Genomic DNA, 21,750 nt, shown 5'->3' with positions numbered 1-21,750 from the left:
TTGGTCGCGTTCGAAAATTTGTTCCCCGATCGATTTCGGTATTCCTTCCGCAATTTAACGTTCGCCGAATGCGCTTTCACTTTTTGTCTTTTTTCTTCTGAACGCGTTCGGATTGGTTCCGGTGATTTTTTTGAATTCCATATAAAACGAGGATTTGGAACTGAATCCCGCTCTTCCGCCGATTTCCGCGGTCGTTTCCTCCGGATGATCGAGGAGAAGTTTTTTCGCTTCTTCGATCCTGTACTGATTGATAAGGGAAGGAAAGTTGCTGCCGAATTCGACGTTGATGATTTCGGAAAGTTGATGAAGACTCAACCCCAGTTCCTTTGCTACGTTTTCTTCCTTAAGGGATTTTTGCAGATATACCTTGTTCTTCTCCAATAAATTCTTAATATTTTGTACGATCTCCGAAACGTTCAAGGAACCGATCGTGGATTTTCGCGTTTGTGAAGCGGCTTCTTTTTCTTCCGTTTCCTGTATTTTCCTTTTACCGAAAAACTCGTTCAGGGAAAAGCTCGTTAGAATCGAATGAAACGGTAAAAAAAGAACGACTCCGAAAACGGAGAACGCGTTGAACGGATAAAAATCGAAATGAAAGATGGTTTTGTATATATCTAAAAACAAAAACGCCGTCCAAGAAGCGGTATAAATCAGACCGATCGGCGAGTTAGGACCGAAAAGTTGATAATGAACTCGCACGAAAAAATAAAGGGAAACTCCGACCGTCGCGACTAAAAGAAGGATTCTGTGTTCGTACCAGGAAGGAACAAGCGGAATCAAAGCGTAAAGGACTCCGATGGCCGCTGCGATCCAGAAGAACATAGAGCGATAAATCCTTTTTTGATTGGCCTTATCCACGGTAAATAGATAAAGAAAATAGAATATATGCGAGATCGATAGGAATAAAAAATAACTATGACGGAAAAGATTGTTCGTGTTGCCTGCGATTTCGGCGAAGGTTTTTCCGTGGAGAAAATAAAACGTCATTAACATAGATATTAGGTAAGCGGGGAAAGCGAAAAAGACGGAACTATTAAATCGATAATAACCGAAAAACGAATAAAAAACCGCGATGGAAACCAATCCTATAATCGAATACGGGATAATCGATCGGAGGCGTTTGTGCCGTTCGTATTCCTCCGTTCCCATAATTTGAATTCTATAATTTATGTCCTCGTTGGAAACGACGAAAAGATAGTAGATTCTATTTTCCTTGGCTTCTAAATCGATTTTAAAATGAGGAAGAGACGTTAGAATTTTTTCCTCCCCGGATGCGTTCGAATAACCGGAATTTTCGGAAACGAACTTCCCTCGTTTATCGAAAAAACAAAGTTGTGTATCGGGCACGTTCAACCAACCGAGCAAAAGAATTCTGCTTTGAGCGCTTTCCTGGGAATTTCGAACGCTAAAACGAAGCCAATTTCCGAATGGAGTCCTTTTTACCCGAAGAATACTACCGGAAGTGGGATGCCATTCCAAATCCTCCAAACCTGCAATGTGCTCCGGGGAGCAACCGGCGAATTGTTGTCCTCGATATCGATACTCGATCAAAGAACTGATATTTTGCGTTGAAGTGTCGCGATCGATGAGAACCGAATCGGGATGAGAAAAAACGGATGAAAACGAACCCAAAAATCCGAAGATAATCAGAAACGAGTTAGCGGAGAAAATTAGTTTTTGTCTCATTTCGCTTTTTCTTCCTTTTTCTTTTTAGGGAACGTTCTGTGAGCTTTTAGAATCGAAATCATCTTTGTTTTGCGACAATGATTTTATCCCCGCCTCGAAAGCAAATTTAGTTTTTTACGTTCGGATTCGGCTAAAAATCTAAACTCCTTTTTGGAGAAAGCACAAGCGATTTTATTTTTCCAATTTTATAAAGTTAGACACTTGAAACCTCTGAATCACCACCGTGACGATTTCGAAAAACCCCGCTTTTTCCGGTTTAGATCGTAGGCAATTCTTTCAATAAATACGATAATCATAGAGAATTTAAGCATTTGCGGAAAAATGAAAACGCAGTTCTTTCACCCTTTCCTCGGAATCTTATGTCCCTCCGATTCCGATTTAGGATCGAAACGTAAAATCTCGAGAAAGAGCAGTTTTTCGAAAAATGGTTGTCCAATTTTATAATCCTGGAAAGTCTATTCCCTCAGTAGGGGATTCACTGAATAGGTTTCAAAGTTCTTTCATTCCTTTACAAATTTAGATTCGCGGGATTCGTCATAACCTTTCAGGCGAATTCGAAATCTCCGAATCGTGGAGTCAGCTACTATGGATTTGCACGCAATTTTAGAGAATGTGCTAAACCCCCCGGTGCTCTTTTTCTTTTTGGGAATGGGAGTCGTTTTCTTCAAATCGGATCTGGTAATCCCGGAATCGTTGTCCAAATTCTTTTCGATGTATCTGCTTTTTGCAATCGGCTTCAAAGGCGGGCACGAATTGTCTCGGACCGCGTTCAGCCAAGAACACCTTTTTACTTTGATCGCGTGTTCGATCATGGCGTTTATCGTTCCGATTTACGCGTATTTCGTACTAAAGATCAAATTGGACAAACACAACGCCGCGGCGTTGGCGGGTTCTTTCGGTTCGATCAGCGCGGTTACGTTTGTGACTGCGGGCGCCTTTCTCCATAATCTCGGTATCGAATACGGAGGTTTTATCGTAGCCGGTATGGCTTTGATGGAATCTCCCGCGATCGTAATTGCCGTAATCTTGGATCGTTTAAACAAGAACAAGGCGAACGGCGGCGGTGCGATCAATTGGAAGGCCTTATTTCATGAAGCGCTTTTCGGTTCGTCCATTTACCTTTTGGTCGGCGCCCTGCTTGTGGGTTATATTACGGGCGACTCCGGTTGGAAGGCGGAAAAGGTTTTCGCCGACGACCTATTTAAGGGAATTTTAACGTTCTTCCTTTTAGATATGGGGATTTCTGCAGCGCGGCGTTTTAAAGAACTGACTCACGTCGGATTTTTTCTCATTGCCGCCTCCATAGGCCTTATGATCTTAAACGCCGGTATCGGTTTGGCTCTTACGAAAATCATAGGAATGCCGGTCGGTGACGCCCTGATGTTCGTCGTTCTCTGCGCTTCCGCTTCCTACATCGCCGTTCCGGCGGCAATGAAAGATATGATTCCCGAGGCGAATCCAAGCGTTTATCTGACCGTGGCGCTTTCGATCGTGTTTCCGATCAATATCGTAGCGGGAATTCCGCTTTACTATTACTTAGTAACCGTTTTCTAAAAAGTTTTTCCGGACGTTTCGTTTTTCCGATTCGGCCGGAGAAAAGTTTACGGAAAGGATTTTCGAACTCATCAAGAATTTTTTTCTAAAAAAACGACTCGGATTTCGAAAGTTCGGATATTATCTTTTTTAAATATAAAGAAAGAGTAAACTTGTATGACCTCTACCAATAAACAACTTATAAAAATAGCTTTCATTCTGTTCGTTTTCTTTTCCTCCTTCGGCCTTGTCGCCCAGACACAAATGGAAACCAAATCCGGCGTTACGGAAGTTTCACCTTCTTCCGCAAAAACGAAACCCGCATCTGCCACCGAAACGCAGACGGCTACATCGGAATCCAAACCGGAAGATTTGGACAATTACGTTTCCCCTATGAAAAAGGGAGGAATAAACCCCGAATTCAATCGACACATGTTCATCGAACCCGAACTTTCGAAAACGGTGAATCGGTATTCGAATAAACTTTGGGTCAACGATTGGATCAAACTCGGGTTCTATTTACGACCTAGATACGAATCCAGAAACAACCTGAATTTCGACTCCTCCAACCACGCATATACGGACCGCGTGATGCAGACTTCCGCGTTTTACTTTTTGATCGATCCGAGTCCGTACGTAACGTTTAAGGTTACGGTTCAGGATACGAGGGTTTGGGGTGGGGAATCGCCCGCGAATGTCGGGGATATCCGTTCCGGTTTTTTCAGTAATACTCCGACCTTGAGTTCCGATCCGAATACTCCGGGAAAACAGACTAATTCGATCGCGCCGAACAACACGAGCATACGCGAAGCCTTCGTGATGATCAAAAAACTTCCGCTGGACGCTAAGGTTCAGATCGGTAGACAGATTTGGGCATACGGGGATCAAAGGATGCTAGGCGGAGCAAATTGGACCATCAACGGCCTTTCCTACGACGGTGCGCGTTTGATGTTCGACTTCGATAAATTCAGTTCTCACTTTTTTGCGGCGAGGCCGTATTGGACTCAAAGCGGAGTCAACGGCGTTTTATCGGCTAACGACCCTAAGGTGAATTCCACTCCGGGGAATACGAATCCTTCCGCTTCACAATCGGATACTACGTTATTCGGTACTTATAATTCGTTTAATATTTTGAACGAAGTTACGCTCGACGTTTATAACATCGATGTAGTGAAGAAATGGATTCCCAATTCGACTCCGATCAGCACCGCGGACGACGTTCTTGCGACTCATCGTAAACGTCAGAACGACGAACTTTACACCAACGGATTTCGTTTAACAAATCGGACTAACAAAAACAATCTTCCCGAAGGTAAGGCTTGGGATTGGACGATCGAAAGCGCGTGGCAAAACGGTTATACCGGACAGAGAATTCATAAAACGTTTCTGGGAAGCGACGTGCCGGGAACGATCGACGGCATAAAACTCGCCGATACGAGAACGGAAAGGGTTAAGTATTCGGGACGGTTCCACGTCGTTCAGACGGGTTATACGTTCGCCGAAAAACTTCGAATCGGCGCACAATATACCTATTCTTCCGGCGATAACAATCGTGCGGACGGTAGTTCCTCGACGTTTCAAACTCTCGTAAATCCGCGTTTCGGTGTGATTCCTTATTGGAACAACGTGGCCGGTCTTTCCGAAAATATCGATACCAAAAACCTCAGCTCTTGGAACGCGAACATCACGTATAAAAGCGGTAAATGGGGTACGTTTCAAATCGCTTATATCATCAACGACAAAGCGCAGAAAAACGACGCTTGGTATGCTATCAACGGGGGAGCGAATTCTTTAGCGGGTTCCGCGTTGTCTTCTCCGGTCGCGACTTCCGTCAACGCCGCGAATCAGACGGTCGCTTCGGGTTCGAGCGAAAATTATTCGGGTAACGCGTTCACTCAACCGTATTCTTTGGGAAGAAATATCTACAACGAATTGGATCTGACTTGGATGTTTCAGATCAACGAAAACGTTTCTGTTTGGACCGGTGCGGGATTTCTTGTGGCGGGAAACTCCGTTCGAAATTATCGGAACAGCCCGTTACTTTACGACGCAACGAAACATCAATTCGAGTTGAATCCGGCAGCGTTTATGAAACAACACACTTCCGCAAATAACGCGAGCGTATTCTTTCTTCAAGTGAATGCCGCTTTATAAAACAAAGGAGGCTTGATCGGCCGATGATCATTCTATCGTATTTGATAGTAGCAATATCCCTTATCGCACCTTTCTTAGCTGCAAAGGTGCTCGGTAAGAATTTTTTCGGACAGGATTCGGCCGTATTCATCGGTCTTACCTTACAAGCCGTCTTGGGAACCGTCATCGCGATTTACGTTTACGGTTACGAACATCGTAAGAAAGCCACGGTGCTTTTGGGATACTCGGTTTTTTTCCTGAGCACCGGACTTTGTTATTTGGTGGGGAAGACTTTATGGCTCATTCTGTTTTGGGAATTATCCACGGTAAGCGCTTTTCTTTTGTATCAAGGAGGAAAGTGGACTCCGAACTCGATCAGAAGTTTTATCGCTTTGGTCGTTGCGGGCGGAGTCGGCGCTTTTTGTTTTACCTATTGGATTTATTCTCCGGAAGGTGAATTCGGAAATTACTTTCTAGTCGCGGGGCTTTTGGTGAAAGCCGCGTTTTTCGGATTTCATTTTTGGCTTCCCGAGGCGCATTCCGGATCTCCGGCGCACGCTTCCGCGGCTTATTCGGGAATATTGGTCAACTTACCCTTGATTCTTTTTCATCAACTGGTGGCGCCTTGGTTAGGAGAAACAGTATATATTAAAATTCTAATACCAATGGCTGGCTTCGGAGTTCTTTGGGCGGGGCTTTCTTCTTTGTTTTCCAGGGATGCAAAAAAGGCGATCGCTTACAGCACCGTGGAAAATATGAATTTTCTTTTTCTTTGTATTCTGCTTTCCGCGTTGTGGAAGGATCACGAATCGGAAAGCCTCCGCGTTTTAAGCCGATCGTTTTCCTTTCTTTTCTTTCTTTCTCTGATCCATCACAGTGTGAGCAAAACGTTCCAATTTTTGTCCATCGGATATCTTACCAAATTGTCCGGTTCATCCAACGTGGATCAAAACACCGGAGTTGGAAGGATTTCCGGAATTCCGACCTCCTTGTTGAGTTTAGGAACGATCAGCTTTCTCGCGATTCCGGGTACGACCGGATTCATCTCGGAAGCCACCTTTGTCAAGTTAGTCGCCGGTGTTCTGGAAATTCCGGGACAAAGCGCGATTCTCATTTTACCGCTTTTGATCCTGGTTTCTTCCGGATTGGTGCTCGGTGCCGCGGGACATTTGCGGATTTTTCTCGGGATGGTTCTATCCAGGCCGAGGATTGATTGGCCAGAAAATAAAGCACCTCGTTCCGTCTATTACGCGTTAGCCGCTTGTGGAATTTTGATCTTTCTTATCTCTTTAGGAATTTCCGCATATACGCTCTACTATTCCCCGAAAAAGGAATGGTTGGATGAAAATTGGTATAAAGGACTTGCGATCGTAAATTTCGTCGGTTTGGGAATGGCCGTTCTTGTAGGGGCACTCGGATTAAGAACGAAAATTTCCAAACGAAAACTATGGGATTGCGGAGGAAACTACGGCGGCGCCGACGCCGCGATTCCTTCCGACGGAATATCCGATCCTCTCTTTCCCTCTTTGGGAAGGTATTTCACCGATTCACACGGTAATTCCCGATTGGACGAAGGAATACTTAAGAGTATTATAAAATTATTGGATACTTTCAAAACGAGCGTCAACGAATCGGACGAGGATACGATTTCCATCAATCTCGCCTTCTCCTCGGTTACGGTCGTGATTCTTTTGTTCGTGATTATCGGTCTGAAATTGGCAGAAGGAGATTTATGGAAATTATTCTTAAATACATTGACCCAGTGATACGGATTGTTTCATTCTTGCTGCTTCCGTTTTTATGCGGAGGTTTGGTTCAAAAGATACGATCTTACGCCCAAGGAAGAGTCGGTGCGCCCGTTTTACAGATCCTCTACGATACTTGGAGAATGATCCGGAAAAAACCTGTGGACGGACCTTTTTCGGGATTTTTCACCGAAGCGTCGCCGTTGATTGCGTGTTTGGCGGGAGTCGTAGTTTGGAGTCTGGCGAGTTTCGAATGGGGATCTTTTCTTCTCATACCTTTTTTGATCGGAATCATGAGATTCGCGCTGTTGGCTTACTCCGTGGAAAACGGAACCTCCTTTGCGGGAATGGGTGCGGCGCGGGAAGTTATTCTTTACGTGTTTTGCGAGCCGATCATGATCTTGGTTCTTGTGGTTTTCGAATCGCATCTCGTATTTAACGCCAATTTTGCGAGCCTTGCTTTCGGAGGACTTTTTCTACTGGGAACTTCGCTCGTAATTCTCGCCGAACTCGCCAAACCGCCGTTTGACGATCCGAGAACCCACCTCGAACTGACTATGGTCCACGAAGCCATGCTTTTGGAGGCATCGGGAAGCAGAAGAGCCCTTTTCGAATTGGCGCAACAGCTCAAGACGAGCTCGTTGTTCCTTTTCGTCGCAAAAATGGGAGTGTATCACGGTGAATTTTTTCTGAGCAGATCCATTCCTCACTACTGGCTCGACATCGTTTCCGTCTTAGGCGCGTTATTCGTCTCGGTTTGTGTCGGATATATCGAAGCGAACAGCACGCGTAGGAAATGGCTTTGGGTTCCAGAGTTGCTCGGTTTGAACTTCATCTTCATGCTCTTTCTGGGTATTCTTCTCAAATTGGGTTGATCCCGAGGAAAATTTATGGGAACAGAATTCAGTTATCTAATTCTTCTTTTAATCGGAGTCGTGATTCTCTTGGAAAACAGACTCAAACGACTCGTGTTACTTCTTGCGTTTCAAAGCGGTTTTCTGCTCGTTCCTTTGTTCGAAGACGGAGGTTACGGAACGCACAGTCTCTTTTTGGCGGGTATGATCGTTCTTTTTAAGGTCTTACTCACTCCTTGGATCCTTTTTTGGACGGCACGGAGGACGAACTCTGTGGAATCAACGTTTCCGCGCGTGGGTTATATCCCCACTTTCGCGTTGTTGATCATCGGCGGAATCGTAGGTTTTATTATATTAGGATTTACTAAATTTCGTTTTGGTGAAGTGAATCAAATGTCTTTCCTTTACACCTTTCTTCTGTTATATGTCGGAATGGTCGGCTTCGTGGTCCGAAGACATTGGGTCGGGGTCATTTCTTCGTTTGCGGTATTCGAAAACGGGACGTTTTTACTGACGCAGATTTTGAGAACCGAACTTCCTTTGGGAATAGAATTCGGATCCTTTTTGGACGCAGTTTTCATCATCGGTGCCGCCGCGACTCTTAGGATAAGCATGGAAGGTTCTTCCGAAAACGAAAAAGAGGAGGCCTCCGCGTGAATCTTCTCGTATTAAACGGAATCGGAGCGGCTGTTATGTTTCTGATTCTTCTCGCATACATACTCGCCCCTACAAAAGGTCAAAAGCAGATCGCGATGTGGTCGGTGATGATGATCGTTTTCACCTTGTTGACTTTTTCGGCTTGGAACCTGGACGGTTTCGGTCTTCAATGGGTCCTTATCGAAGCGACGACGTTTACCGGTGCGTTACTCGTTTCTTCCAGTAAAACGTCGAAGTCGTTTCCGATCGCATGGAAATTTCTTTTGATTAATTCCTTCGGACTCGGAATCGCGTTTTTGGGAATCGTCATCGTCACCGCCACGTTACACGGCATCGATCATCCGGTCGAGGTTTTGGCCGGTAAGTTGTCCGAACATCCGGAAAATCTATGGATCGAAATCGGGCTCTGGCTTGCGATTTTCGGATATTCAGCGAAGTTGGGACTTTTTCCGAATCACGTCTGGGTGGTGGATACCTATGGAGAAAGTCCGAGTCAAATCTCCGCGTTGATTGCCGCCTTTGTTCCGGTCGCGGTAAGTTATGCGCTTCGTCCATTCATACATATGGATCATCAGTTGTATCCCACTACTTTCAGCGCGGCCGATGGATTGTTGATCTTAGGAATCGTGACGATGCTTCAAAGTATCGTCGCCCTTTATCAAAGAAACGATTTGAGAATGATGACGGCAAAGGTCGCGTTGTTTCATAGCGGCGCGATCGGTATTTTTCTTTGGATGGATCTTCCGGATTCGGTCTTCAATTTCGTAATGGCCGGCAATATAGTGTTGAAATCGGTTCTGTTTCTTTCCATGGGAATCGTAAGGATGGACGCCGGCAAACGAGAGTTAAGTAAAATTTTCCTTTCGGATTCGATCAATAAAAAAGCGCTGTCTCTTTATACCGCATCGTTATTTCTCGCTTTCGTTCTTCCGGGTTCTCCCATTTTCGTGAACGACTTATTGTTGTTAAAGATGGGTTGGAATCAAGGACAATGGTTCGTAATCGTGGTTCCCATTTTAGGACTTTTGTTTTTCAGCGTGCTTCTTTACAAGACGGTTCCTCTTTTCAATCTGCAGGATCGTCCGTTTTCGAAGGAGTTCGCCGCAACGTTGCAAATACGACTTACCAACTCACTTTTACTTTTTTTGTTGGTTTTGGGTTTAGGAATATGGGGTTTTTATCATATGCTTCAAGGAGAATTTTGAATGCGTAGCGTAACGGGTTTGTATCCGAGAAAGGGTAAAAAAGGCTACCACCGGTTTTGGCTTTCGAACGACGGAGTCGAACGGGAAGTCGTGGAATATTCCGAAAAGGATGCGTATGAAGATACCGCCAATCCAATCTGGATTTTGAGGCATTCCCTCGGATCGGATCAGGGCGAAGAGGATTACTCGTCCTACGATTTCGAAAAATATATCACCGCCGACCGCAAAACCGATCTCGAAAAATTCGTAACCAAAAAAGGCATTAAGGATTTAGTATATAAGGGATTAAAGGTACCGATTCCTGCAAGTCACTATTCGCACGCCGTCGGTCCGATTCATGCGGGTGTAATCGAGCCGGGTCATTTCCGTTTTATAGTGAAGGGTGAGGAGATCCGAAATTTGGACATCAGACTAGGATTTCAAAAACGAGGATTGATCGATCTTATCAAAGGAAAAGGTGCGGACGAATCTCTTCCGTATGCTGAGGCGATCTCAGGAGATAGTACGGTCGCTTACGGAATCGTTTTCTCAAGAATTTTTGAAGAAGCCCACGGGATAGAAATTCCGCAAGAATTGGATTTCGCAAGACTTGTGTTGCTTGAGTTGGAAAGGATCGCGACACATATCGGCGATATGGGAGCGATCGCCGGAGATATCGGATATTATCCGTTGCAGGGCGTGTGTTCGCTGCAAAGAGGGGTTCCCCTCGGCGTGATGGAAACATTGACCGGAAATCGTTTCGGGCGCGGAGCCTTACTTCCCGGAAAGGTTTTTTTACGTAAGAACCTAAATTCCGAAAAACTAATGGAGCTTTCCGAAAGAATCCGATCAGTCGTTGAGGACGTCGTTTCTCATTTCGAACGAGCGGCAAACACTTCAACGAATCGGGAAAGACTTCAGTCTTGCGGCGTGATTCGTCAAAGACAGGTTCGTCATTTGGGATTCGTCGGAATGGCTGAAAAGTGTACTGGCCTCAATCGTGACCTACGTAATTTAGAAAAATCTTATGCGTTTTCTTCTCCGATTTCCCTCGAATTAAACCGCGATCAGATGCGGGGGGACGCGTGGGCGAGGTTTTATCTTCGTTACGAAGAATTAAAAAGAAGCGGTAAGTGGTTGTTGGAGGCGATTCCGAAATTGGAAGCCGCGCTTCATCCCAAATTACGAAAATCGCCCGCAAAATCATCCGTAAAAAAAGGGACGTATTATTCGGCGGTCGAGGGATGGAGAGGACCGGTTTTGGTTTCTCTCGATTTGGATTCGGAAGGTTCGATCGAAGAGGCCTATATCAGAGATCCCTCCGTTCTTAACTGGCACGCGCTCGAGCTGGCGGTTCGGGGAGAATATATTGGAGATTTTCCTTTGAACAATAAATCCTTCAACCTAAGTTACGTAGGAGTGGATCTATGAAAATGATATATGAAATTTTGAATATACTTCGTCCCGCAAAAACGATGAACTACCGGAAAATTTCCTTCGTAAATCCGAACGCACGGGGAATTCCCGTCCCGGTGGTGGCTTCGGACGAATCCTGCCTTTCCTGCAAATCTTGCGAACAGATTTGTCCCACGCATTCTTTGAAAGTTCTTTCTAAAGATAAGATGAGTTTCGATTACGGAGCCTGTCTTCAGTGCGGAAAGTGTTCGGAGATATGTTCGGATGGAAAGATAGTCGATTCCGGCTTTGTCCACGTTTATTCCACGGATCGCGACACGTTACGCGTAACGTATACCTCGGGAATTCCGGACGAAAGAACGGAACCGATTACCGATGAGGTAAAACTCTTTAGAGACGTTACCCGAAATACCGGGTTTCAATTTCGGGAAGTCGCGGCTAGCGGAAACAATACGACCGAGGCTGAAATCAACGCGAGCTTCAACGCTTTATTCGACAGTGAGGCGAGCGGAATTCGGGTGGTGGCTTCTCCGAAACACGCGGACGCGCTCGTTTATTCCGGACCGGTCGGTCCGAATATGGAAGGGCCTTTGGATACCGCTTGGGAAACGATACCTTCTCCCAAAGCGCTTGTAGCCTGCGGCTCGGAAGCGATTTCAGGAGGGCTTTTTAAACTCGGAAAATTACCTAAAGAACCCGATCTTTTCATAGGAGGAGATCCTCCGCGTCCCGATGTGATTGTTTCGGCGTTCCGTTATCTGATGGGAATCGGTGAGTTTTCCTTTCGCGCCGAATTATCCAAGTTTGTTCAGAATATTAGAAAAAAATAAAATTGTTTTAGACTATGAACCCTTCCTATTCGAAAGAAGAATCGAAAAATAGGAAGGGGATTACTAACGAAGGATCCCGATTTTCGTTTAGGAAAAATTTTTATTTCTTAAAAGTATTAAGTGAATATAAAAAATTCTTCAGATTAAATCTGTAAAACTAATTAAATAGCGAATATTCTTTTTCTTTTTTTAAATTTGATAATCTATCAGAAGCAATTTTATAAAATTTTTTTTCCGACTCGATACCTATATATTTTCTATTCAATAAGTTTGCGGCTACGCAGGTAGTTCCACTACCTGCGAACGGATCTAAGACTAATTGGTTTTCCTTAGTTGTTAGTTCGATTAAGAATTGCATTAGCTTTAACGGTTTTTGAGCAGGATGTAAACCTATATCTGTATTAGTAGAGCTGATATTAACAATATTATCCGGTGTTAATTTATACTTTGAAATCGCTTTTTCATTAAAAGCGCCCACTCCATTATTTAAAACATTATCTGCAATAGTTCCTCCTATCTTGTAAGGTTTTGAAAACCAAAGTATGGGTTCGAAAATCGGACGAAGATTTCCAACTTTCCATCCATCCCATGATTTGGCAGCACGCTTATCTCCTCTTTTATCGTATATAATACTTAATCTCTGTGCTCGGTGCGGGGCCTTTTCCTTATTCCAACTTAACATATCCTTGTACGTAAACCCGGAATCTTCAAGTGCAGATATTGCGCGATGAGCCAATCTTCTACCTGCAAATATGATAGCTGAACCACCCGGCTTTAGAATATCATACCATGTCGGCGCCCATTTTAGACACCACTGATAATATTGGATCGGGATTTGACGGTCGGCTTCCGACCATCCATTTAAAGGTTTTCCTCTTTTTTTGAATATTGCACCGGCTTTTTCTTGGGCGGGACTGGAGCCTAAATAAGCAGAATTAGTGTTGTTGTGTAAGACATCCCAATCTTCGAAACCGATTCCATAAGGGATATCACTAAGAATTAAATGAATTGAATTCTTTGGAAATGACTTAAGAAAATTGATCGAATCCCCTAAGTGTATTTTATTTATGAAATCTTCCATTTAATTAAACCAAGGAATCGATATATTTTTTTATAGATGAGATTTTCTCATAAATTTTCATAGAGGAAATTAATTCCGAAATCGCTTTTTCTTTACTGTAATTTTTGATTTTTTCAATTCGTTTCTCCCAAAATGTTATTCCTTCTTGGCCCCTCTCTACAATTAGTTTCTTATTTTTTTCTAAAGAATTTAGAAGCTGGTCTATGGATTTTCCTATAGTTTTACAAATAATTTCATTTCCTTTGGTGTGGAAATTCATGTTTTTATCTTTGTTTTTGACTGTGACCATTGAAGCCAAAGTGTCGCTAAAATTCCAAATGTTTGCTAGATTTAGGTCTTTAGATTCTTTAATTTCATGCTCCATCAAGAAAGCTAAATGCTCCCAACTTAACAAGCAAACATTTCCATCAAGGGCCTGTCCATATATTTGGCTATTTGATTTAGGATATTGGTAATAAGGACATACTAGGATAGCATAATCGCAATCGCCTTTCCAGTCGGCCATCGATTTTACCTTAAAATCCTTTGGATTTTTTGCTGTACGGCTTAATCGAAAAGATTTAGCGTCTGCTACGTAACTATATTGATGATATAGGCTTTTACCAAAAATATCTGCATTGTTTGACCGTTCTTTGTTGATCATAGCTGTGAGACCTAGTTCTTGGAAAGTTTTAGAAAGAACGATATCTGTACATTTCGAATATAATTTTTCCTCCGAAGAGTCATGGTCTATGTTTTCTGGGATAGTACCGATTGCTTTTAAGATAGGTAAAAATTCTTTCTTATTGATATCATAAATAGTTTTTTGCATCACAATACTATTTTCTTCAAAAGTTGATTTTTGAGACGCGGAGAGTTTTTTAATTAATGCGGTTAGTCCTAAGAAATTCATTCGATAAATTTTATTTATTTAGAGGGAGCTTATGTCAATTCGATATTTTTTTGGTATATCGAGAGTAGGACTTTCACATTTAAATTATCGCCGCCGTCGAATCCGTTAAAATTCCTTCCCCATTCTTTCCGTGGCGTATAACGCTTCTCTCGACTTTAAGCCCATACTCGAAAACAGTATGTCCGAGTTTATACCTTCCAGAATATCCACGGGATATGCGATCCTTGCGTCCTTTTTCGTATGGATCGGATAAAAACGTTTCTGATCCCGATACGAATAGGTCGTAAGAACGACCGTTTTCGTATCCTGAAAAACCTCGTCTAGGTTCCTCAGCAACGTGTTCGTCTTAGATGCGATGTTCTCGTTGATGTCCTCCCACGAGGATAATTCCCCCGAGATCTCCACGTTTAGGTGAACTAGGATCGGACCCGTTTCCGAAAGTTTTTGTCGATTTTTTTCCAAAACTTTTTTCGCCACTTTTAAAGCGTCGGTATCGTTTCCTCTTCCGGTTTTTACGAGAATGGCTTTGTTTCTCTGCAAAAGTTCGAAGCCGTCCCCGTAGCAGATCAATTCCTCCGCATGATCGAGAATTTTCCATCGTTCGGATTCGGTGAGTCGTTCCAGTTTTTGTCTATGATATAATGAATATGTAATATTCCAAAGCGTTTGATACGATAAAGCGGGGATAAGGAGCGGCGGTAAATCCCGTATCGAAAAAAGTTTTCGGACGATCGCTTGGAAAAGATCCTGTCGAAATATTTTTTGTGATCCGAAATCGTCGGATACGATCACCGATGAGATTTCCCGGAGAAGATAAGACTTCATACAAAGTGCGGTTTGAAAATCGTTGAAAAAAGGAAGAGAAGGTTCTTTCAAAAGTTCTTCGGGAGTTTTAAAACCCACGAATCTTGCGGTCGAAGGATCTTTGATCGGATGGCGGAGAAAGTCGTCATGAAAAACTTCGGAAGGGTGTAAAAATCCGAATTCGTTTATCAATTTCGCGGAATCAAGTCGATTGCCGTCCTCGAATATAAGAATTTCCGCCATCGTATCGGTGTTAGTGATTCCCTCCATGACGTACAATCGGTCCTTTCTAAACATTTTGCGAACCGCCTCGGTTTGTTCCCGAATCGCTTTTTGCGCGGCCTGATCGTCGTGGTTATGAGCGGCACAACCCAAACCGGGAAGATCGGAACGGTGCATATAAGCGATAAAAAGTGCCGGAGTGTTTGGGGTATTACAAATCGCGTCGTTTATCAATCGATCGATACGGTTCCAAAACCAGAAATTATTCAGATTGGTGGAGACGATATTTCCGTCTGTTCGTCCGAAACGGATCGTGGTTACCGGATATCCTTTCAGTTTGCTTCCGTGAACCCGTCCGTCGATACATTTTGTGACGAGAACCTTGGGGGCGCGGACGCTGAATTCGCGGATGACGTGTCTCATCCGGAGGATGGTTTCCGATTGTAGAATATTCTCTTTTAGATAAAGATCCAAATAGCCGTCAACGTCCCGCATCGTTTCTCCTAACCGAAAATAAAACGCGAGCTACTTCGCTTAACAAACGAAACACACACGTCTCAAGTCGGGTTCAAATCCAATTGTAAACCGGGAAATTAAATTGTAAAATTCAATTAGTAGAGCGCGGTAAAATCGGGAATTCGTCGCCTCCCGAAAGCGTCTAAATTTCCCGTTTCAGAATCCCATTCTCCAATACGCGATTCCCTTGATTCCGAACGTTTCGGAAAGTCGTTTATATTTTTCTAATGTTTCCAAATCGGCGATGTAACCGATTCCGGATTCGTTATGAAACGAGATATATCCGTCCGAATTCCGCATAAAATTTTCGCGATCCGCTTTTTTGCGGAAGAAGTCTTGTGTTAAAACGGAAACCTTGCCGTTCGTTTTCCAAAAATAACCGTAAAGCGGAAGACCGAGCCAGATTTTGGAAGGAGGGATTCTTTCGGATAGAAATCTAAGATTTTTTTCTGTCCAAGAAAGAGACGTCACCGGACCGGAAACGGTTTTCGGCGAATGTAAATCGTAACTCATCAAAACGAATTCGTCGATCCAATCCTGATCGAGCAGCGAGGAATGAAGACGAAAGTTCGGATTCGGAAATTCGATCTGCGGAAATACGGCGACCGTAAGAGTTTTATCCTTCGGAAGTTTGGATTTTAAATTTTTGAGAAAGCGAATGTAGTTCGGCAAAAAGGATTTAGGAATCGTTTCGATATCGAAATGAAGTCCGTCGAAACTCGGATTTCGATCTAATAACAATATCAAGTTATCAATCGCTATCTTTATTCCTTTTTCGGATTCTAAAAAATGAGCGTGTTTGTCGGAACGATTCGTAATCAATGGCAGAAGTCGAATTCCTTCGGAACGAGCAAAATGTTTCCAATCCTCCGAAAGGGAAACAGAGCGGATCGTACCGTCGGAAAGAATATAATTTCCCGTAAAACAAAGCGTATGCGATCGAGAAAGAGTCTTACGTATATGTATATCGGGCGGTTTTGTTACGGATGTATCGATTGCGTAATACCAGAGGGCGCTGTTCGATTCCGCATCGAGGACATGTCCGACAAACAGAAGTGATACGGTAAGAATTCGGATAAGTAACACGTCTTAGAGACTGTTTACGGTCGGAATTTAAGACAAGCCGTAAATTTCAATCAATACGGGAACCTAATGGACCGATTTTTGAATCAGAGAATCGGTCCGAACTCGATTCGGGAGGAAACGAATTGGTCATCCGAGCCGGCTTAGAAGAGGCGATCTGCGACGCTTTGGAGGGACTGGGAATCTTACATCCCGGTTCTAAGCCGAAGGTTTCCCATCATTCCTCCAGTCTGAACGAAATCTATCACGTTTCTACTTCCAAGTATTCTTATGCGGTGAAAGTAATTTCCAACCGTGAGATGGCGGAAACCGAAAAGGAATCTCTAGAACATCTGTACAGGGTGGGGGTTCGTGTACCGGAATGTTACGGCGCGACACAATCCGGAAACGTTTGGTTTTTGGTGATGGATTTTGTGGAAGCCGGTTCTCCTTCGGGCGCGAGAGAGGATTTAATCCGAAGTCTGAAGTTATTGTATCGAAAGGAATCGAATTCCTGGGGTTGGAAACGGAACAATTTCATAGGAACGCTTTCTCAGAAGAACCGCTGGTATCAGACCTTCTCCGAATTTTTTTGGGCCTGTCGTCTCGAACCTCAGTTAGAGTTGGCGCTCCATCGTAAGTTGATCGGTCAGAAAGATTTCGAAAACGTCCGGGAAGTGTTCCGCAAATTTACGGAAGAATGGGCTTTGGATCGATCGAAGCCTAAATTGATTCACGGAGATCTTTGGTCGGGTAATATTCTTACTGGAAAAAACGGCTCTTCCTATCTGATTGATCCTTCGATCGCATACGCTCATCCCGAGCAGGACCTAGCGATGCTTCACCTTTTCGGAAGTTCGCTTAATCTCGAGGAAATGCAACAGATCCTTTCCTCGTCCGGAGTGGAAGACGCCAACAATCTTAAAGATAGAATTCCGTTCTGGCAAATTTATCCGATCTTGGTTCATATCAATCTTTTCGGTCCTTCGTATCTTTCCTCTTTGCGGCAAATCCTGCGTTATTACGGCAAAAGCTGATTCGATCCGTGAATTGCTTGATCGATCCGTTTCCTATCGAAAGATGAGCGGATATGAAACTTACCGGAAATACAGTACTGATCACCGGGGCCACTTCCGGAATCGGTCTCGAACTGACCGAACGATTGGCCGCTCTGGGAAACACGGTCCTTGCACTGGGAAGGAATAAAAACGCTCTTTCGAAGTTATCGGCGATCCCGAACGTTCAAACGATTCCCTGCGATCTTACGAAATCCTCCGACTTCGACAAATTGATATCCCTGATCCGAAAAAAATATACTTCCTTAAACGTCTTGATCAACAACGCGGCGATTCAGTATAACCCCGATTATACGAAGGATCCGGATCAGTCCGAAATGATCGAAGCGGAAATCAGGACGAATTTAACTGTTCCGATCCGATTGATCTCTCTGTTGATTCCGATTTTGAAGACACATCCACGATCGGCGATCGTAAACGTAACTTCCGGTCTGGCGTTGGTTCCTAAAAAGTCCGCGCCAGTTTACTGCGGAACCAAGGCGGGACTTCACCGTTTCACCGAAGCGCTTCGTTATCAATTAGAAAATACGAATATACTCGTGGTAGAAATGCTTCCTCCACAGGTGGATACGCCGATGACGGCAGGACGAGGAAAAAATAAAATGACAACGTCCGCTTTGGCCGACCAATTCCTCGCGGATTTGGAAAAGGATAGGGAATTTATCGGAATCGGCGTGGTTAAATACCTGAGTTTGGCGATGCGCATTTTTCCTTCGTTGATCCGTAGAATCGTGAAAAACACATAAAATTTTTTGAATATAATCTTGGTCGGAACTCCGGACACAAATCCATGAACCATACGATAACACGAAAAGAAAATACGTCGGGTCAAACCGTCGTCATAGACGTTCAGAACGTGATAAAACGTTTTAAAAACACCGTCGCCGTAAACGATCTAAGTCTCCGGATTTTGCAAGGGGAATTCGTAGCCTTATTGGGGCCGAACGGAGCCGGTAAGACAACGTTGATCGAAATGTTGGAAGGAATTCAAAAACCGGATTCCGGATCGATTTCGATTTTGGGAAGCGATTGGAAACGCAACGAAACCTTCCTTCGTTCCAAGATCGGATTGGCCTTACAGGAAACCCGTTTTATGGATAAGATCACCGTTCAGGAAACGATCGATCTTTTCGGAACCTTTTATAAAAGTACAAGACAAAGACTGAATGAAATCCTCGAGCTCGTCAACTTGGTGGAAAAAAAACAAACCTACGTAAACGATCTATCCGGGGGACAAAGACAAAGACTTGCGCTCGGAGTTTCTATCATCAACGAACCGGAGATCCTTTTTTTGGACGAACCTACTACGGGTTTGGATCCCGGTGCGAGGAGGGACGTATGGAAAATATTAGATCGTCTTCGCGAACGAAAAACAACGATGATTCTAACCACACATTACATGGAGGAAGCCGAAACTCTTTGTGAAAGGATTATCATCATGGATCGCGGAAAAATTTTGGATCAGGGAACCTTAACCGATTTACTCGGAAGAACCGCGGGAGGGGAGATCATACGATTTTCCATGGAAGACGGATCCGATCCGCAATCGTTGATTCCTGCGGAAGGTAAATATAAATTCCACTGGGACGAAGCCAAAACCGAAGCGAGAGTTTACGTATCCACGATCGCGGAATATCTTCCGCGTTTGATCCAATCGATCGAACGATCCGGAAAAAAGTTAAAGAGTTTGGAATGTCATAAAAAAACTTTGGACGATATTTTTCTGGGAATGACCGGGAGAGGGCTGGAAGAATGAAACAGATATATCATCTCGTGACGATTCAACTCAAGGAATTTTATCGTGAACCCGGAATCCTATTTTGGGCTTTTGTTTTTCCGATCGCAATGGCGGGAGTTTTAGGGTTGGCGTTTAAAAACCGAGGATCGGAAGAGGTAAGGATTGCAATATTAGATTCCTCTTATAAACTTGAGGAATTAAAAAAGGAATTCGAAAACGAAACAGCGCGGGAGCAGACCGCGGCATCGGTTCGTAAGGATCCCTTACCTTCGCTGAGAATTTTCGTCTTATCGAAATCGGAAGCGGTCCGAGAACTAAAACGCGGAAAGTTAAACCTGATCGTGGAAAGAACCGAACAGGGAAAAATTCTGTTCTCCTTTGATCCTGAAAATCCGAACGGACAAAGGGATTATCTTTTGATGATCGCGAAAATCCGTTCGAGTAAAATCGATTCTCAATACGAAGTCCGAAATTTGGATTCCAAGGGAACGAGATATATCGATTACCTGGTTCCGGGAATGTTGGCGATGGGTGTGATGAATTCCTGTCTTTGGGGAGTCGGTTGGAATCTGATCGAAATGCGTTTGAAAAAACTATTACGGAGAATGTCCGCGACTCCTATGAACAAATTCTATTTTCTACTATCCTTCTTTTTTACGCGACTCGTCGTAACGATCGTGGAATGTGCGATCCTTTTGTGTTTCACTTTATTCACGTTCGAAAATTCATTCGAAGGATCGATCTGGGCCGCGCTTTTGATTTTTTTAGCGGGCAACTTCGCCTTCTCTTGTATCGGAATGTTCGTGGGTTCGCGTGCGGCGAGTTCGCAAGTCGGAAACGGATTGGTGAACGCGGTTACGTTTCCTATGATGGTTTTGTCCGGAATTTTTTTCTCGTATCAAAACTTTCCTGAATTCGTACTTCCGATCATCCGGAATCTTCCTTTGACCTTGATGGCTGACTCTTTAAGAGCCGTGTTTATCGAAGGCGCCGGTCTAGTTTCGAGTCTTTCCGCGATCGTTTTATTGCTCGTTTACGGAACGGTGTTTCTTTTTGCCGGAAGCAGAATTTTTCGCTGGTCTTGAATTCCGTATAAAAAATAATTTCAGAGATGTCCTTATCCTCTTCTTTTCGTCAGGGAGTATATTCAACTTTTCTGAAACCTTTTTTCCTTTCTTTGGATCCGGAAACCGCACACGAACTCGCGAAATCGTTGTTAGGTATCAGCGGAAAAATACCCGGATCCGCTTCTCTGATCGAAGCAGCGACCTGTTACCGCGGAGATCGACTCAAAACGAAAGTTGCCGGAATCGAATTCGAAAATCCATTGGGAATGGGGGCGGGGTTCGATAAAACGGGGGAATTGTATCCGTTTTTAAGTAGGATGGGTTTCGGTCACGTGGAAGTCGGAACGATTACCGGCCAAGGACAACCCGGAAATCCCAAACCGAGAGTTTTCCGTTATCCGGAAGACCAGGCTTTGATCAATCGGATGGGGTTCAACAATCCCGGCGCCGATGTCGTTGAAACGACTCTGCGTTCGCAAAAAAAGGGAAAGGTCCGGGGAATCAACGCGGGAAAGACCAAACTCGTGTCCGAGGAAAACGCGGTGCACGACTACGTTTATACCCTGAAAAAACTTTCGCCTTACGCCGATTATGCGGTAATCAATATCAGTTCGCCCAATACTCCCGGGCTGAGAAATTTTCAAAAACAGGAGAATTTCGTAACGCTGATCGAGGGAATCCGTTCCGGACTCGGAGAAGGTTTTAAAATTCCGTTATTCGTGAAATTCGCTCCCGATATGGAATCTAAGGAATTGGAAGCCCTTTTGGAAACCGGTCAGAGTTTGCGGTTGGACGGAATAATTCTCACCAACACCACGATCGACAAATCCTCTCTAAGAAGATATCCGAACGTGGAAAAAGAAGGCGGGCTTTCCGGAAGACCGTTGAAAAACCGATCTACGGAAATGATTCGTGTCGCGTATAAAAAACTGCGCGGGAAAATTCCGATCATCGGGGTCGGAGGAATCGATTCCGGAGAAGCCGCTTTGGAAAAAATTCTCGCGGGAGCAGACTTAATTCAGGTATATACGGCATATATTTATCAAGGACCGTTTTTACCGGTTCGAATTTTGGAATTTTTGGATCGCTTCGTGAAAAAAGTAGGGTATAGTTCGATAGCCGATCTCGTAGGAAAAGAAAACGAGTTTCGGCAGGGTCCTTAATTTTGTGCGTCGGTTCCGAGTAGGAAAAAAATTCTTTCCCGTTGTCGATGAAAAGTCGGTCGTTTGGATCGACTCGTTTATGCGAATTTTA

18 protein-coding genes are annotated in these 21,750 nt (G+C 44.0%); 13 read left to right on the top strand and 5 right to left on the bottom strand.

What is annotated here, in order from left to right:
- Positions 1 to 54: 54 nt before the first annotated feature.
- A complete protein-coding gene (locus EHQ17_RS17835) occupies positions 55 to 1,686 on the bottom strand; it encodes a helix-turn-helix domain-containing protein (RefSeq protein ID WP_135593883.1) in 1,632 nt (543 codons plus the stop codon).
- 585 nt (positions 1,687 to 2,271) lie between these two features.
- Here EHQ17_RS17835 and EHQ17_RS17830 point away from each other — a divergent pair.
- The 8 genes from EHQ17_RS17830 (at position 2,272) to EHQ17_RS17795 (ending at position 12,038) form a co-directional block, all read left to right on the top strand.
- Complete coding sequence (locus EHQ17_RS17830; RefSeq protein WP_135593886.1) at positions 2,272 to 3,240, top strand: sodium-dependent bicarbonate transport family permease; 969 nt, start codon at positions 2,272 to 2,274, stop codon at positions 3,238 to 3,240.
- Positions 3,241 to 3,396: 156 nt separating this feature from the next.
- On the top strand, positions 3,397 to 5,373 hold the full coding sequence (locus EHQ17_RS17825; protein WP_135593889.1) for an alginate export family protein: 1,977 nt from the start codon (positions 3,397 to 3,399) through the stop codon (positions 5,371 to 5,373).
- Positions 5,374 to 5,396: 23 nt separating this feature from the next.
- Positions 5,397 to 7,118 carry a proton-conducting transporter transmembrane domain-containing protein gene (locus tag EHQ17_RS17820; protein ID WP_135593891.1) on the top strand — a complete coding sequence of 574 codons (1,722 nt, stop codon included), beginning with the start codon at positions 5,397 to 5,399 and terminating at the stop codon, positions 7,116 to 7,118.
- Positions 7,085 to 7,972, top strand: a complete 888-nt coding sequence (locus tag EHQ17_RS17815) for an NADH-quinone oxidoreductase subunit H (RefSeq protein WP_135593893.1) — start codon at positions 7,085 to 7,087, stop codon at positions 7,970 to 7,972. Before EHQ17_RS17820 ends, EHQ17_RS17815 begins: the two co-directional genes overlap by 34 nt.
- Before the next feature lie 15 nt (positions 7,973 to 7,987).
- Positions 7,988 to 8,608 carry a formate hydrogenase gene (locus EHQ17_RS17810; RefSeq protein ID WP_135593895.1) on the top strand — a complete coding sequence of 207 codons (621 nt, stop codon included), beginning with the start codon at positions 7,988 to 7,990 and terminating at the stop codon, positions 8,606 to 8,608.
- Positions 8,605 to 9,813 (top strand): proton-conducting transporter transmembrane domain-containing protein, encoded by a 1,209-nt coding sequence (locus tag EHQ17_RS17805; protein ID WP_135593897.1) that lies wholly within the window; start codon positions 8,605 to 8,607, stop codon positions 9,811 to 9,813. The genes EHQ17_RS17810 and EHQ17_RS17805 overlap by 4 nt, the downstream gene beginning before the upstream one ends.
- Entirely contained in the window at positions 9,814 to 11,223 is a 1,410-nt protein-coding gene (locus EHQ17_RS17800; protein WP_135593899.1) for a hydrogenase large subunit, read from the top strand.
- On the top strand, positions 11,220 to 12,038 hold the full coding sequence (locus EHQ17_RS17795) for an NADH-quinone oxidoreductase subunit B family protein (protein ID WP_135736225.1): 819 nt from the start codon (positions 11,220 to 11,222) through the stop codon (positions 12,036 to 12,038). Before EHQ17_RS17800 ends, EHQ17_RS17795 begins: the two co-directional genes overlap by 4 nt.
- A gap of 157 nt (positions 12,039 to 12,195) precedes the next feature.
- On the opposite strand, the gene EHQ17_RS17790 is transcribed toward EHQ17_RS17795, so the two are convergent.
- From EHQ17_RS17790 to EHQ17_RS17775, 4 genes are all read right to left on the bottom strand, one after another.
- Positions 12,196 to 13,119, bottom strand: coding sequence for a DNA-methyltransferase (locus tag EHQ17_RS17790; RefSeq protein WP_135593903.1), 924 nt, complete (start codon positions 13,117 to 13,119; stop codon positions 12,196 to 12,198).
- Between the two features lie 4 nt (positions 13,120 to 13,123).
- Positions 13,124 to 14,011, bottom strand: coding sequence for a HindIII family type II restriction endonuclease (locus tag EHQ17_RS17785; RefSeq protein WP_135736224.1), 888 nt, complete (start codon positions 14,009 to 14,011; stop codon positions 13,124 to 13,126).
- A 105-nt stretch (positions 14,012 to 14,116) separates the two neighbouring features.
- The gene (locus tag EHQ17_RS17780) at positions 14,117 to 15,532 is read right to left on the bottom strand and encodes a hypothetical protein (RefSeq protein ID WP_135736223.1); all 1,416 of its coding nucleotides are present in this window, start codon (positions 15,530 to 15,532) and stop codon (positions 14,117 to 14,119) included.
- Positions 15,533 to 15,709: 177 nt separating this feature from the next.
- Entirely contained in the window at positions 15,710 to 16,639 is a 930-nt protein-coding gene (locus EHQ17_RS17775; RefSeq protein WP_135590990.1) for a glycosyl hydrolase family 18 protein, read from the bottom strand.
- A 122-nt stretch (positions 16,640 to 16,761) separates the two neighbouring features.
- Here EHQ17_RS17775 and EHQ17_RS17770 point away from each other — a divergent pair, with 122 nt between their 5' ends.
- Genes EHQ17_RS17770 through EHQ17_RS17750 form a run of 5 tightly spaced genes read left to right on the top strand, consistent with a single transcriptional unit; the run spans position 16,762 to position 21,659 of the window.
- A complete protein-coding gene (locus tag EHQ17_RS17770) occupies positions 16,762 to 17,652 on the top strand; it encodes a fructosamine kinase family protein (RefSeq protein ID WP_135590989.1) in 891 nt (296 codons plus the stop codon).
- A 53-nt stretch (positions 17,653 to 17,705) separates the two neighbouring features.
- Positions 17,706 to 18,437 carry an SDR family oxidoreductase gene (locus tag EHQ17_RS17765; protein WP_135590987.1) on the top strand — a complete coding sequence of 244 codons (732 nt, stop codon included), beginning with the start codon at positions 17,706 to 17,708 and terminating at the stop codon, positions 18,435 to 18,437.
- Positions 18,438 to 18,481: 44 nt separating this feature from the next.
- Positions 18,482 to 19,447, top strand: a complete 966-nt coding sequence (locus EHQ17_RS17760) for an ABC transporter ATP-binding protein (protein ID WP_135590986.1) — start codon at positions 18,482 to 18,484, stop codon at positions 19,445 to 19,447.
- Positions 19,444 to 20,514, top strand: coding sequence for an ABC transporter permease (locus tag EHQ17_RS17755; RefSeq protein ID WP_135590984.1), 1,071 nt, complete (start codon positions 19,444 to 19,446; stop codon positions 20,512 to 20,514). Before EHQ17_RS17760 ends, EHQ17_RS17755 begins: the two co-directional genes overlap by 4 nt.
- 26 nt (positions 20,515 to 20,540) lie before the next feature.
- Complete coding sequence (locus EHQ17_RS17750) at positions 20,541 to 21,659, top strand: quinone-dependent dihydroorotate dehydrogenase (RefSeq protein WP_135590983.1); 1,119 nt, start codon at positions 20,541 to 20,543, stop codon at positions 21,657 to 21,659.
- The last annotated feature ends 91 nt before the right edge of the window (positions 21,660 to 21,750 follow it).

Origin of the sequence: Leptospira gomenensis (assembly GCF_004770155.1) — a bacterium.
Classification (GTDB): domain Bacteria; phylum Spirochaetota; class Leptospiria; order Leptospirales; family Leptospiraceae; genus Leptospira; species Leptospira gomenensis.
The sequence above is the reverse complement of the archived record's forward strand: the minus strand, read 5'-3'. Positions and strand labels throughout refer to the sequence as shown.

Bases quoted from the DNA above. Each gene is read 5' to 3' on its own strand.
- EHQ17_RS17835 (WP_135593883.1), bottom strand. From the start codon at position 1,686: ATGAGACAAAAACTAATTTTCTCCGCTAACTCGTTTCTGATTATCTTC.
- EHQ17_RS17830 (WP_135593886.1), top strand. From the start codon at position 2,272: ATGGATTTGCACGCAATTTTAGAGAATGTGCTAAACCCCCCGGTGCTC.
- EHQ17_RS17825 (WP_135593889.1), top strand. From the start codon at position 3,397: ATGACCTCTACCAATAAACAACTTATAAAAATAGCTTTCATTCTGTTC.
- EHQ17_RS17820 (WP_135593891.1), top strand. From the start codon at position 5,397: ATGATCATTCTATCGTATTTGATAGTAGCAATATCCCTTATCGCACCT.
- EHQ17_RS17815 (WP_135593893.1), top strand. From the start codon at position 7,085: ATGGAAATTATTCTTAAATACATTGACCCAGTGATACGGATTGTTTCA.
- EHQ17_RS17810 (WP_135593895.1), top strand. From the start codon at position 7,988: ATGGGAACAGAATTCAGTTATCTAATTCTTCTTTTAATCGGAGTCGTG.
- EHQ17_RS17800 (WP_135593899.1), top strand. From the start codon at position 9,814: ATGCGTAGCGTAACGGGTTTGTATCCGAGAAAGGGTAAAAAAGGCTAC.
- EHQ17_RS17795 (WP_135736225.1), top strand. From the start codon at position 11,220: ATGAAAATGATATATGAAATTTTGAATATACTTCGTCCCGCAAAAACG.
- EHQ17_RS17790 (WP_135593903.1), bottom strand. From the start codon at position 13,119: ATGGAAGATTTCATAAATAAAATACACTTAGGGGATTCGATCAATTTT.
- EHQ17_RS17785 (WP_135736224.1), bottom strand. From the start codon at position 14,011: ATGAATTTCTTAGGACTAACCGCATTAATTAAAAAACTCTCCGCGTCT.
- EHQ17_RS17780 (WP_135736223.1), bottom strand. From the start codon at position 15,532: ATGCGGGACGTTGACGGCTATTTGGATCTTTATCTAAAAGAGAATATT.
- EHQ17_RS17765 (WP_135590987.1), top strand. From the start codon at position 17,706: ATGAAACTTACCGGAAATACAGTACTGATCACCGGGGCCACTTCCGGA.
- EHQ17_RS17760 (WP_135590986.1), top strand. From the start codon at position 18,482: ATGAACCATACGATAACACGAAAAGAAAATACGTCGGGTCAAACCGTC.
- EHQ17_RS17755 (WP_135590984.1), top strand. From the start codon at position 19,444: ATGAAACAGATATATCATCTCGTGACGATTCAACTCAAGGAATTTTAT.
- EHQ17_RS17750 (WP_135590983.1), top strand. From the start codon at position 20,541: ATGTCCTTATCCTCTTCTTTTCGTCAGGGAGTATATTCAACTTTTCTG.